A 13,311-nucleotide genomic window follows, 5' to 3' on the forward strand; every position below is an offset into this window, starting at 1 on the left:
TAACACGAGTTTGATTTGATGTTTTTTATTTCAGAAGAACTTGGTCACGAGTGGCTAACTTGATTATAAAATCTGCCTTTTAAAATAATTGACATTCGAGAAGAAGAAGGCGGGTCGTTATCTGAATTATATGGTTCTCCTAATGCACTTGTAAAGCCTGTACCAATGAATACTAGGCTGGAACGTATTCACAATGAATTGGATGAAATAGTAGAGAGGGCTTATCGGGCTAGTGGTTTCTCAACTGACTCACAGAGAATTGGTTTCTTATTATCAATGTATGAGGAGAAGGTGCAGAAACTTGGACAATAAAAATGTAGTGGATGTTAGTTATCATCGAACAGGGAAAAGCACAAATACAGACGAGCTGGGCATGCGTGAGATGCAGGCACGTGTCTATCAACATCGCAGTTCACAGTACATTTTGGTCAAGGCACCACCTGCTTCTGGTAAGTCACGGGCTTTGATGTTTGTTGCGCTTGATAAGCTGGCTAATCAAGGTGTTCGAAAGGTTATCGTTGCCGTTCCTGAACGCTCGATTGGGAAGTCTTTCCAACACACCGAGTTAGCGAAGTTTGGCTTCTATGAAGATTGGTCAGTAAACTCGCAATATGATCTTACTCTAAATGGCGGAGATGCTGGCAAAGTTCAGAAATTCATTGATTTCATGAACGACGATACGGCTACCATTCTAATTTGTACGCACGCCACGCTGCGCTTTGCGTATGAGAAAGTCGATGATGATCACAAGTTCGACAACGTAATGTTAGCGATTGATGAATTTCACCACGTTTCTTCTGAAGACAGCTCTGTCCTTGGCGGTGCGCTGAAGAACATTATGCACAACTCAACGGCGCATATTCTTGCGATGACGGGGTCTTATTTCCGTGGCGATTCATCGCCAATCCTAACGCCAGAAGATGAGCAACAGTTTGACAAGGTCAATTATACCTATTACGAACAATTGGATGGCTACAAATACTTGAAGTCATTTGGCATTGATTACAAATTTTATCAAGGCTCATATCTTACGGCTTTGGACAAGGCGGTAGATGTGTCTAAGAAGACCATCATTCATATTCCTAGTGTTAATTCTAGTGAATCAACCAAGGACAAATATAATGAGGTTGATGCTATATTTGATACCATTGGCACGATCGAATCGCAGGATGATGAGACAGGTATCTACACGCTTAAGGGCCATGTGGATGGGCGTTTATTGAAGGTTGCTGACCTAGTCAATGAAGATGGCCGCGACAAGGTTCAAGAATACTTACGTAAGATGAAGCGGGCTGATCAGTTGGATATCCTGATTGCGTTAGGGATGGCCAAAGAAGGCTTTGACTGGCCGTGGGCTGAACAGGCGTTGACTATTGGCTATCGACGTTCGCTAACGGAGATTGTGCAGATCATTGGCCGAGTTACGCGTGATAGCTCCAATAAGACGCATGCCCAGTTTACGAATATGATTGAACAGCCGGATGCCAAAGACGGTGACGTTCAATATGCGGTCAACTCAATTCTTAAGGCGATTACTGCCTCACTATTGATGGAACAAGTACTGGCTCCGGAGATTCACCTGAAAGCACGCAAGCATAAGACAGACAAGTCTTCAGGTAATGGTGGTGACATCTTTGTCCGAGGATTGAAAGACCCGTCGACTAAGGCGGTTCGGAGCATCATTGAGAATGACATGCCTGACCTGAAGGCGGCTATCCTGCAAGATAACGCGGTGAAGAATGGTATTGCGGCTAATGTAGACGCTGAGACGATGAACAAGGTACTGATTCCTAAAGTCATTATGACCCGCTACCCAGGGCTAAATAATGAGGAAGTCGAAGAAGTCCGTCAGTACGCGGTAGCAGACACTGTGCTGCGGCATGCTGTCGTGGATCAAACTACAGACAAGCACGGCAACACCAATGAATTTTTACGAATGGCTGACAAGTTCATCAACGTCGACGAGTTGGATATCAACTTAATTGATTCCATCAATCCGTTCCAGCGGGCATATGAAGTGCTGTCCCAGAATATTGACAGTGACGTTTTGCGGACAATTCAGCGTTCTATTGACGCTAAGAAGTTTGACTTTGATGAAGCTGAACTCGTCTATCTGTACAATCAGACTAAGCAATTTATCGCCGATAACGGTCGGGAACCAGATAAAGGAAGTCGCGACGAGCTTGAGGTAAAGATGGCGTATGCGCTTGCCAAATTAAGGGATATGCAGGCACGGAGGCAGCAGAATGGATAATCAAAGCTTGATTCGGTCGCTGGATGACATTTTTAATGATCCGGACGCAACGTCTTTGCTCGCTAGCAAACCCAAACATACTCCCGTAAGCTATGACCCCACGGTAGAAGGATTTCAAGAGATTACCGATTGGGTGATTGCTCATGACGGTAACGAGCCACAGAAGCTGCGAGATCCCTCACAGATGAAACAGCGCAAGTTGGCAAGCCGATTAAAAGGTATCCGTGAAGATCCTGAGCGTCGGGATTTGTTGATGCCGTATGATACTGCAGGGTTACTAAGTGTTCATGAAGACGGCCCAGCGTTGAATGAAATTGTGAAAAATGAAAAGCAGGATTTTGCATCACTGGATGATATTCTTAGCGATGATTCCATTCTGTTTAAGAAAAGTGATCAGCAAGCTGCTGGTAGTAAGTTGTTCGATACCAAGAAGCTCAACGAAATTCAGCGTGAGCAGGAAAACCGTCCGGAATTGATTTCTCAGCGTAAGCCGATGAAAAAATTCGGTCAGTATGAGGCTATGTTCCACAAGGTTCAGGCTGAAATTGCATCTGGTCAGCGGCAGCTTCGCCCGTTCAAGAATTACGAGTTGCTGAGCAAGCACTTCTACGTTCTTAAGGGACAGTTACTGTACATTGATGAGATTGGCGAAGAAATCAAACTTGATGACAATAGCAACAGGAAAACCGACGCAAGGATGCATGTAATCTATGATAACGGGACTGAAAACAACCCGACGCGAAATGGGCTTGCTTCATCTCTGTATGGGCGTCAAGGTAGGATTGTTACGGAAGTTGAGCATGGTATTGAATTGACAAGTGATGACCACGTGACGGGGTTCATATATATACTGGAATCTTTGAGCGACAACCCTCAGATTAAGCGAATACAAGCGAGGCATCCGTTGTACAAGGTTGGCTTCACTACTGGATCGGTTCAGGCAAGAATTGCCAACGCCGAGAATGAGTCAACTTATCTATATGGTCCAGTACGACTTGTCGGCGAAATTAAAGTGGTGAACTTGAAAGCGGAAGCGTTGGAAACTGCGTTACATCATGCATTAGCAGAATATCAGTTGAATGTTGATATTACTGCTGCTAACGGGCGGATTGTTAAGCCACGTGAATGGTTTGCTGTTGATTTCAATACTATTTTCGAAGTATCACAGAGGATCGTTGCCAGATTACTTCAGAATGTTAATGGGGAGTCGTAATATGGAAACCAAAAAACTTGAAGAGTTTGATATGAGGGATGATTTCTCAATTCCAGTATTCGTTGGATATGAACTAGTTGAAATCTCAGGAATCAAAGGCGTAGATCCGAATAGCCACCACGCAGGCATACTTACACGAAAAGGTGGAAGTACGTTTCTTGAGCTGGCTGATTTCCCTGAAAAGAAGGATTATATTTCCCCGAATCCTTCAGGTGTAATTGTTGATCATGATGACAAAGTGGCGAATCAGGATGATGTTGGAAACTGGTACGCGTCAAGTTGGGATGGTGGTTTGCAGTTTGTTTTTCGCGATTTTTTTCGAATAAATGCGAGCGAAAATTTTGCTAGAAATCATTTTGTCGGCGACACCTCAAAATGGCGGATAAGTGATTACTCTATTGTGGACAAGCATTTAGCAGATTCGAAGATAAAGAAAGCGACCCTATCAATGGACCATGTGTATTCTTGGTTCAACTTCTTTCGGCCGGAGCAGGATTGGGCGAATACGAAATCGATTGTGTTTAAAGACCTTTGTTTTGAAAATCAACCATTCGCGCTTGTAATTGGTGCAAATGGTAAGGAACGGCACGATCTTCATATTTATCAGAAGACGGCTTACATGACCATTAGTATTGAATTTGATAATCCACAGGCTCGAGAATTTACCTATCATCTGGCTGTTACTCTTCGAAACTTTTTACACATTGTGATGGGTAAAGAAGTTCGTATAAACCAGATTATTCTAAATCGGGATGTTGTTACCAATAATAGCGAGGATGAGTCTAGTTCGGATAATGTACGAGAAAATTGGTTCTTGGAACAGTCTTATTTACCAGAGTCTGTAAACGAAACTAATGCACATTTTAATGTTCCGTATCATGAAATAGCAGATAAATTCAACCCGATACTGAGTCAGTATTTGATGAATACAAAATTACAGCAATTCGTAGGCAGTTACTTGACGGTTGACCAGTTTCATACACCGGTGGACACACAGATTGTGACACTTGTATCCGCTGTCGAGTCCTATTACAGCGAAGCTAGGTATAGCTTCCCACCGAAGAAAATTAAGAATGCTAAGGAAAAGCTCGCAAGGATGGCTGAACTAGTATATGATCCTAACAAGCTGTTCAATGATGATATTAGGGGCAGCGCGGGTAAAGTAGAGGAACTAATAGAGGAAATGGTCGATGCACGAGATTATATTGTGCACGGAGAAAGATCTAAGAAGTATACTTCTGAGGCAGAACTTGTACCAGATCTAATTATCTTTAAAAAGTTGATTCGAAAGGCAATTACACAGGTGGGGTTACTACGTGTTCAACGGAATAACTAATACTAACGAGATCTACGGGAGGAGGAAGATTGGCGCCTCGCTTCACCTCTCTTGGATAATATCGGTTTTACGTGAAGTAATAAAGACTTTCTCAAGATTGGTTAGTGTGTCCGGTGCTACGAATCAACCGTAAAAGCGATTTCCAGAACGCGTGTTTGGTGATATACTAAATTTGTTGTGGATGCAATGTCTGTGTTGGTAATTTCAAAGAAAGTGGAGTGGGTAAGGTGAAACGAGTGTTTATTAGCTTTGCGATTGAGGATTCACGGCTTCGAGACTTATTGGTTGGTCAGGCTAAGAATAACAACAGCCCATTTGAGTTTGTAGATATGTCGGTAAAAAAGGCATGGAGTAGTGAGTGGAAGACAAAATGCCGCACAAAGATTAAGGGATGCGGTGGAGTGCTTGCAATCGTTACATCGAATTCAATGGATGCTGACGGGGAACGCTGGGAACTGAAATGTGCTTCAGAGGAAGGAATCTCCCGTCTGGGTATATGGGGAAATGATGAGCATGCGGGGGTTCAAGTCCCTCCAGAACTTCCGAAGTACAAGATGCGTGATTGGACTTGGGTCAACATCAAGACTTGGTTGGACACATTATAGGAGCGGGCATGAAGAAGGCGTTAGTTGTCGGGATAGACGATTACCCGAACGCACCACTAAAAGGCTGCGTAAATGATGCAGAGGCTATTGCGAAGGCGTTGGAGCGAAATCAAGACCAAACCAAAAATTTTGACGTGCGGTTAGAAACAAATATTCCATCAGGTGCCAGATTACTAAGTGCGGTTAATGATCTCTTTCAGGGTGATGCAGATATAGCTTTATTGTATTTTTCAGGACATGGTAGTGAAGATGGAATGGGATATCTGGTTACCCCAGATTATGCCCCGCCAATTTGGGGAGTTAGCATGGCAGATATATTAAGCTGTGCGAATAAATCTAAGTGCCGGAATAAAATCATTATTCTTGACAGCTGTTATTCTGGCCGATTAGGTGAAAACCCCGTTTTTGAGGCGACATCTTCAGAACTTGCAGAAGGTGTCACTATTATGACTGCTAGTTCGCGAGATCAGGTGTCACTTGAAATAAATGGACATGGCGTGTTTACAGGACTTTTATTACAGGGATTGGCAGGTGGTGCTGCTGATTTAACGGGTAAAATTTCGCCAGCCAGCTTGTACGCGTTTATTGATCAATCGCTTGGTCCTTGGGAACAACGTCCTGTATTCAAAACAAATACAACCGCTTTTTTATCGATTCGTTCTGTTCAACCGCAGGTGCCCATGACAACGTTGAGAATAATTTCAAAGATTTTTGAAGAACCTACGACGGAATTTGGCTTAGATCCTTCGTATGAAGATACAAATGCGGTAGACATTGATCATAGGGTGGTTAAACCTTATGCAGCTAGAGAGCATGTGGATTTATTCAAAAAATTACAGGCACTTGAAGGTGTGGGACTAGTAGAACCGGTTGGAGAAGATTTTATGTATTTTGCGGCGATGCACAATAAGTCTTGCAGATTAACACCATTGGGGATGCACTACTGGAAGTTATCGAAAGATCGACGGTTCTGAGTCAAGTTGAATTGATCTAAATTGACGATGTCATCAAGATTTTAATGATGACATCTTTTTGTGTCTAATCGTTTTGTTTGCAATATTAAGATCCTGTTACAGTTCAAATTTCAGTTTCAAACCGCGTCCTACAAACCGTCTGTATATGTTGAGAGCGAAAGTTCTCACGGACCTTCCGGAAGGGTCTTACAACGCATCGCCGCCGTGCGCGGCGTGCAGCGCGAAAGCCGCTAGCGCGAGCGGCGGCGGTCGGCGTTAGCCGGCCGCCACAAGCCCCCGGTCTCTAATAGGGGGGCAAATATTAGAGACAAAATACACGTAAGTAGGACGAAAGCGCCGGTGGCAAGCCACTTTGCGTAAGCAGATAGGTGGCTGTGCTGTCAGGTTGCTTCGAAAGGAGCTAACATGCTGAAAGATTTGAACTTAGTCGGCGGGATGACAAATATCGACTGGCTAAACCAGTTTCATGATGAGATGCGCATGCACAAGATTACTCAGGGTCAATTAGCGAAGACGGCTGATTATAGTCGGTCGCATTTGAACCAGTTGCTGACAGGGAAGAGTCCGATTAACAAGCAAGCGCGATTGCGATTGACGTTGGCACTGCGATCGCTGACCGGTCAGAACAATATTGACGTCTGTATTGATTATTTGGGCGTCACCTTCAAGTCACACGACTATGAAGAGCTGGTGACGGAGTTGTTCCAGCTCAACCTCAATCACTTCAGTCTTAAGGAAGGCGCGCGCTATGGTTACAGTGCGACCTTCAAATGTGGCGAAATCGACGTGTTGCTGTCGCCATATCAAGATGTAAATGCAGACGGTTATGATCCTAGTGAGGATAGTGGCACGATGATTGAGTTGAAAGGTCAAGGCTGCCGCTATGTTGAATCGTATTTGCGCCAACAGAACCGGACTTGGTACGACTTCTTGGAGACGTGCATTGCGCTTGACGGTCACTTCACCCGCGTTGACCTCGCCATCAATGATCGCAATGGCTTGCTCGATGTGCCGACCTTGATTGAGAAGTGTGACCGGGATGAATTCACCTCGCGTTTTCATGGCTTCCGAGATAATCGCACCAAGCAGTGGGAGGTATCGGGCAGAACCTTGTATCTGGGGTCACCGCAAAGCGAAGTGTACTTCTGTATTTACGACAAGGCCTTTGAGCAACACCAGAAGCACCCTGAGATTGCGATTGAAGACCAGCCGATACGCACGCGCTTTGAAGTCCGGTTACGTCGCAAACGCGCCGCTGCTGCAATTAAGAATCTGTTGGCAGAACGTGATCCAGAGAAAGTCGTGTTCGGCATTATCAACCGTTACCTGCGTTTCTTGACGCCGAGCCACAAAGCCAAAAGTCAGTGGGCGACAGATCCACGCTGGGATGCGTTTATCGGTAATAATCGCGACAAGCTGCGACTCTCAACTGACCCTGAACCATTGAGTTATGCACACATTATTCGCTGGCTCAAGAAGCAGGTTGCGCCGTCGTTGAAGATGTTGCAGCTGATTGATCAATACAATGGCACTACCGAGCTGAAGACGATTATTGATGGCGGTAAGCTGACGCAACGCCACTGGGACTTGATTCACCACTATCAGCACCACCGCAACGGCGTTTTGACCGATTCAGAACCGAGTGAGACATCAAAAAAGAGCGACTACGCCGACCAAAGCAAGTAGTCACCCTTCACAGATAAGGTTTGGGTCCTATCTGGCTTGATTATCTCACTTCAATCAACGAGAAGGAAGTGACGTAATTGGATAAGAGTTTTGTCTGCTATCAAGATCTGATGGCATTAGGCTTTAAGCAGCACACTGCGCGCGATATCATTAGACAAGCGAAGCAAAGGATGGTACAAAAGGGTTATCCCTTGTATCTCAACCGAAACTTAGGGCGCGTGCCGCGTTCTGTCGTTGAGTCCATTCTCGGATCACCGATGAATGGAGCTGTTGAGAATGAGTAAAACCAAATATCCAGGCGTGTTCATAGACGCCAAAGGTAATTTCTACTATGAAACTGAGTTAGGCACCGATAAGATGAGTGGTAAGCGCGTCCGCAAGAAAGGGCGGAAGGACAGTCAAGGAATGCCGTTCAGTACCGCGTTTGCGGCGAACAAGGAACTGACGCGGGTGAAGCGTGAGTATCATGAGGCGCATGGGTTTACGAACTTCCGGATGACCTATCGCCAGTTCATGCAGGACGCCTATATCCCGGCATACAAAACCGACGTGGAGGAAAGCACCTTCGCCGTCCGTAATCGCAGCTTTGATATCTGTATCGCGCGGTTTGGTGACTTGCTGCTGCGTGACATTGATATCACTGACGTGCAGAACTTTCGCACATGGTTGCTCACAGATGAGAAAGACGGTGGTGCCGGCTACTCGCAAGGTTATGCCGGATTGGTGTTCGGCTGCTTCCGTAAGTCCCTTGACCACGCGGTGCAGATGCAGTATCTGTCCAGCAATGTGTCGAAGCGAGTTAAGGCGATCCCCAAGGCTAAAAGCAGCGTGCCGTTCTGGACGAAAGCTGAGTTTGAACAAGTCATCGCGCAAATCTGCATTGATGACATATACGGGTACCTGAACTTCTTGATGTTGTGGCTGTACTTCCTGACTGGTGTGCGCGTCAACGAAGGCACGGCGCTGTGGTGGCGGGATGTTGATCTTGCTAAGAAGCAGCTACACGTTGACCACATGCTGGTGATGAAGAACCGGCACGACTGGGAACGCCACGACTACACGAAGACAGATAGCGGCAAGCGCATTTTGACGCTTGACGATGACACCGTGGCGATTCTGCGGCGCTGGCGTGAGGTGCAGATAAGTTTCGGTCTGGGTGGGGTTGATGACTTCATCATGACCTATGACGGGCTGCCAATGACCAAATCGACGATCTCGCGGATTATCCACCGCTACGCCAAGTTGGCGAAGGTGCATCCAGTCGAAGGTAAAGGGCTGCGCCACAGTCACGCCTCGTATCTCATCAATGAGTTCAACGTCTCCGTGCTGGTGTTGTCGAAGCGCTTGGGTCATTCATCGCCTGAGATCACGCTGAAGCACTACTCGCACTTATGGGGCGGGCTGGATGCCGATATCGCAGAACAGATTGCGGGTAATATCACGATCAAGACAGCGGGTCAGAATCAGGTGCGGTTCGTGGGGAATCAAGCGGTGAAGTACGATCAATTAAGCCCCGCCAAACTCCCCGCCAAAGCGGCAGTTGAGGCATAGAAAGCCAGTAGTGACGCGGGTTAACGCCGCTGAAGATACGCTTGAGTGGGAGTAGCGCGAATGCGTTAATCGTTTTGAAATAGTTCACCACTCACTTAATTAATATCGTGAGTGGTGGAAAACATCGTTTACAAAAACCACGTTGAAGTTCTAAGCCAAATGGCCGGAACCTCAACGTGGTTTTTTGTGGTGCGGGGCTCATCCCCGGAGTTGTTACAAGTGCACTTTGCATTTAAACCTCCATGTGGAGAGTGACGTGTACTTCTTCGATGGTCACTATGCAATTCGTATTCAATTCACGCTCGTATAGTGACGTCGGAGGCTTTGAACTGTGCGAGCAATGTGCACTATTTCAATTCACACTCCCGCGTTGGGAGTGACGGTTGCCTTCAGTTGCCCACGAATATCGCCCATATTTCAATTCACACTCCCACGTAGGTGGAGAGTGACCCTGCATCTTCGTTGATCACGGCCTGCTACGCAAATTTCAATTCACGCTCCCACGTGGGGAGTGACCCGGCCAACGTCTCTTCTAAGCTCAATGCCGATGATTTCAATTCACGCTCCCACGTGGGGAGTGACAGGACGCCAAGCGCCAGGACATCCTGGCATATCGCATTTAAATTCACGCTCCCACGTGGGGAGTGACTCACTTGTACTCTTTATGGGCGGCAGCGGCATCATATTTCAATTCACGCTCCCACGTGGGGAGTGACCCGAATCGCATGTGATCAATTACGTGTATGCACAATTTCAATTCACGCTCCCACGTGGGGAGTGACGTTTCTGCCGTATCGAAGTTTTCGGCACAAACAGATTTCAATTCACGCTCCCACGTGGGGAGTGACCAAATCGACCTCTTCTACAACGCCAGACGCCAAATTTCAATTCACGCTCCCACGTGGGGAGTGACTTTCGGCGCGAATGTTTTCCGGGTACGAGCCTTATTTCAATTCACGCTCCCATGTGGGGAGTGACGCAACGACAACGATCCTGACGACGTAGCAAGTCTTATTTCAATTCACGCTCCCACGTGGGGAGTGACGTCCAGTCGTAGTTCTTGTTTGGTTCGTAAATCAATTTCAATTCACGCTCCCACGTGGGGAGTGACATAATCTATACGAACCTTTTGCGATACGCACAAGATTTCAATTCACGCTCCCACGTGGGGAGTGACTCAAGTACATCTCGTTGGAGGATGAGACCAGAATTTCAATTCACGCTCCCACGTGGGGAGTGACGGTTCCAGGCCTCCGCAAATTCATCGGCGTGTTTATTTCAATTCACGCTCCCACGTGGGGAGTGACGAGACACGGCCGGAAGCCGTTTGAGTCAATGCGTATTTCAATTCACGCTCCCACGTGGGGAGTGACAAGAACACCGACAAGCTAAAAGGTGGCATGAAAATTTCAATTCACGCTCCCACGTGGGGAGTGACATGATTCCGGCAGGTGTATTGTAGCTGTAACCAAATTTCAATTCACGCTCCCACGTGGGGAGTGACTGGAGCTGTACAAGTACCAGGCGGAGCACGAGCATTTCAATTCACGCTCCCACGTGGGGAGTGACTTGATTGCGTCCTGAACTTTTTCAGTGAAGGACTATTTCAATTCACGCTCCCACGTGGGGAGTGACCCGGTGCATCAAACTGGTGCGCAACCTGCTAGATATTTCAATTCACGCTCCCACGTGGGGAGTGACCTACCAACGCTGACCTCGAAAAGGCGGCAAACTGATTTCAATTCACGCTCCCACGTGGGGAGTGACCAGGTTGTAGCCGCAGCTGGACTCAGTCGCGCGATTTCAATTCACGCTCCCACGTGGGGAGTGACATGCAGGCAAGCGCGGACGCCGTGGCAGCCGAGCAATTTCAATTCACGCTCCCACGTGGGGAGTGACGCCCTCGTCTTGTGTGTGGGGGTTAAGGTCGCGATTTCAATTCACGCTCCCACGTGGGGAGTGACCATGGCTTTAATGGCGTGCCTTTCATCCCCTTCCGATTTCAATTCACGCTCCCACGTGGGGAGTGACCGGAGGAAAAATAATGATACTCGATGATTACTTATTTCAATTCACGCTCCCACGTGGGGAGTGACGAAAAGGTAGCCGAGCGTCTCAACAAGCTTTGTGATTTCAATTCACGCTCCCACGTGGGGAGTGACCCGCTTCTTAAACGGGTCTGCTGCGGTCAATGTATTTCAATTCACGCTCCCACGTGGGGAGTGACCCAGCAAAGAAAGCAGGTGATGATATGATCAAGAATTTCAATTCACGCTCCCACGTGGGGAGTGACAACCGCAGCAACACCAGCGACTGACAGCACAGCAATTTCAATTCACGCTCCCACGTGGGGAGTGACAAGTTGCAAGCCGACAAACAGACCGCGCTGCAGGATTTCAATTCACGCTCCCACGTGGGGAGTGACAACTCCGAGACACAGCAAATTATCTTGCAGCTAATTTCAATTCACGCTCCCACGTGGGGAGTGACCCATCGCAGGTTGATGTGGACGTGACGCACCCAATTTCAATTCACGCTCCCACGTGGGGAGTGACGTGGCCATGACGGCCGCTGCAATCAGTGCCGGATTTCAATTCACGCTCCCACGTGGGGAGTGACAGTGATGACGGTCAGACGATGTTCAAGATTTACAAATTTCAATTCACGCTCCCACGTGGGGAGTGACCGAGGCGCTGCAACAGGCCACCGGCAAGAGCATATTTCAATTCACGCTCCCACGTGGGGAGTGACCAAAAGCTTGGCGACAGAACGCAGCAATTCATGATTTCAATTCACGCTCCCACGTGGGGAGTGACGTGTTCAGCATTAGGACATTTGGAAAGCTGTCCCAATTTCAATTCACGCTCCCACGTGGGGAGTGACAATGTCGTCTGGGCATGTGCCAAGCGTCCACCGTATTTCAATTCACGCTCCCACGTGGGGAGTGACCGTGATACTTCATTTTTCTGGCTGTCATTTTATCATTTCAATTCACGCTCCCACGTGGGGAGTGACGCCACCACACAGTAGCGGCTCGCCAGTAATTAGGTATTTCAATTCACGCTCCCACGTGGGGAGTGACACCGAAGCGCTGGACTTCCTTGGCAAGAAGTATATTTCAATTCACGCTCCCACGTGGGGAGTGACTAGATCAGCCGTCTTCTCACGGCGTTCATTCTTTGATTTCAATTCACGCTCCCACGTGGGGAGTGACGCCAAAAGGTGCCGCGACGGCTTGGCCCAATAAATTTCAATTCACGCTCCCACGTGGGGAGTGACCCTGCCGCGAGGGCGAGGACACCGACACCAGCAAATTTCAATTCACGCTCCCACGTGGGGAGTGACAAGCTCTTTAAGCAGTATGGGCGCTGGACCCTAATTTCAATTCACGCTCCCACGTGGGGAGTGACGCGGTCAAAATGCTGACGGCGGAGAGGCCGCTACCATTTCAATTCACGCTCCCACGTGGGGAGTGACCTCAGGGGGTGAAGTGAGCTAAACGGATGGCGGATTTCAATTCACGCTCCCACGTGGGGAGTGACGTCGACGCCGCAGCCAAAACGCAGGCCTAGCCCATATTTCAATTCACGCTCCCACGTGGGGAGTGACGCCAATTCAGCGGGCACGTCTTGGCCGCCGATACATTTCAATTCACGCTCCCACGTGGGGAGTGACTGCAAGCCAGTGCCAGC

The 13,311-nt window shown here is 47.7% G+C and carries 9 protein-coding genes and 1 CRISPR repeat array (1 of these 10 only partly in view); all 9 genes read left to right on the plus strand.

The genetic code is table 11. The annotated features are described in order from the left end of the window. The first annotated feature begins 93 nt into the window (after window positions 1-93). The 9 genes from GN107_RS11465 (at window position 94) to GN107_RS02580 (ending at window position 9,619) form a co-directional block, all read left to right on the plus strand. Entirely contained in the window at window positions 94-312 is a 219-nt protein-coding gene (locus GN107_RS11465) for a type IIL restriction-modification enzyme MmeI (RefSeq protein ID WP_308779400.1), read from the plus strand. Continuing rightward, complete coding sequence (locus GN107_RS02545; protein WP_019891342.1) at window positions 302-2,254, plus strand: DEAD/DEAH box helicase; 1,953 nt, start codon at window positions 302-304, stop codon at window positions 2,252-2,254. The genes GN107_RS11465 and GN107_RS02545 overlap by 11 nt, the downstream gene beginning before the upstream one ends. Beyond that, window positions 2,247-3,467: a GIY-YIG nuclease family protein gene (locus GN107_RS02550; protein ID WP_019891340.1), complete on the plus strand. Its 1,221-nt coding sequence runs from the start codon at window positions 2,247-2,249 to the stop codon at window positions 3,465-3,467. Before GN107_RS02545 ends, GN107_RS02550 begins: the two co-directional genes overlap by 8 nt. Before the next feature lies 1 nt (window position 3,468). Then, entirely contained in the window at window positions 3,469-4,803 is a 1,335-nt protein-coding gene (locus tag GN107_RS02555) for an ApeA N-terminal domain 1-containing protein (RefSeq protein ID WP_155286293.1), read from the plus strand. Window positions 4,804-5,030: 227 nt separating this feature from the next. Next, the gene (locus GN107_RS02560; protein ID WP_019891336.1) at window positions 5,031-5,408 is read left to right on the plus strand and encodes a TIR domain-containing protein; all 378 of its coding nucleotides are present in this window, start codon (window positions 5,031-5,033) and stop codon (window positions 5,406-5,408) included. Window positions 5,409-5,416: 8 nt separating this feature from the next. Then, window positions 5,417-6,382, plus strand: a complete 966-nt coding sequence (locus tag GN107_RS02565) for a caspase family protein (RefSeq protein WP_155286294.1) — start codon at window positions 5,417-5,419, stop codon at window positions 6,380-6,382. 405 nt (window positions 6,383-6,787) lie between these two features. Next, a complete protein-coding gene (locus GN107_RS02570) occupies window positions 6,788-8,068 on the plus strand; it encodes a replication initiation factor domain-containing protein (protein WP_155286295.1) in 1,281 nt (426 codons plus the stop codon). Between the two features lie 77 nt (window positions 8,069-8,145). Next, window positions 8,146-8,352, plus strand: a complete 207-nt coding sequence (locus GN107_RS02575; protein ID WP_003575700.1) for a DUF3173 domain-containing protein — start codon at window positions 8,146-8,148, stop codon at window positions 8,350-8,352. After that, the gene (locus GN107_RS02580) at window positions 8,345-9,619 is read left to right on the plus strand and encodes a tyrosine-type recombinase/integrase (RefSeq protein WP_019891886.1); all 1,275 of its coding nucleotides are present in this window, start codon (window positions 8,345-8,347) and stop codon (window positions 9,617-9,619) included. The genes GN107_RS02575 and GN107_RS02580 overlap by 8 nt, the downstream gene beginning before the upstream one ends. A 349-nt stretch (window positions 9,620-9,968) precedes the next feature. After that, window positions 9,969-13,311: direct repeats of the CRISPR family, unit length 32 nt; unit sequence ATTTCAATTCACGCTCCCACGTGGGGAGTGAC; it runs 184 nt beyond the window's last position.

The organism is Lacticaseibacillus zhaodongensis, from assembly GCF_009687905.1.
Lineage (GTDB): Bacteria > Bacillota > Bacilli > Lactobacillales > Lactobacillaceae > Lacticaseibacillus > Lacticaseibacillus zhaodongensis.

Bases quoted from the DNA above. Each gene is read 5' to 3' on its own strand.
- GN107_RS02550 (WP_019891340.1), top strand. From the start codon at position 2,247: ATGGATAATCAAAGCTTGATTCGGTCGCTGGATGACATTTTTAATGAT.
- GN107_RS02565 (WP_155286294.1), top strand. From the start codon at position 5,417: ATGAAGAAGGCGTTAGTTGTCGGGATAGACGATTACCCGAACGCACCA.
- GN107_RS02555 (WP_155286293.1), top strand. From the start codon at position 3,469: ATGGAAACCAAAAAACTTGAAGAGTTTGATATGAGGGATGATTTCTCA.
- GN107_RS02580 (WP_019891886.1), top strand. From the start codon at position 8,345: ATGAGTAAAACCAAATATCCAGGCGTGTTCATAGACGCCAAAGGTAAT.
- GN107_RS02570 (WP_155286295.1), top strand. From the start codon at position 6,788: ATGCTGAAAGATTTGAACTTAGTCGGCGGGATGACAAATATCGACTGG.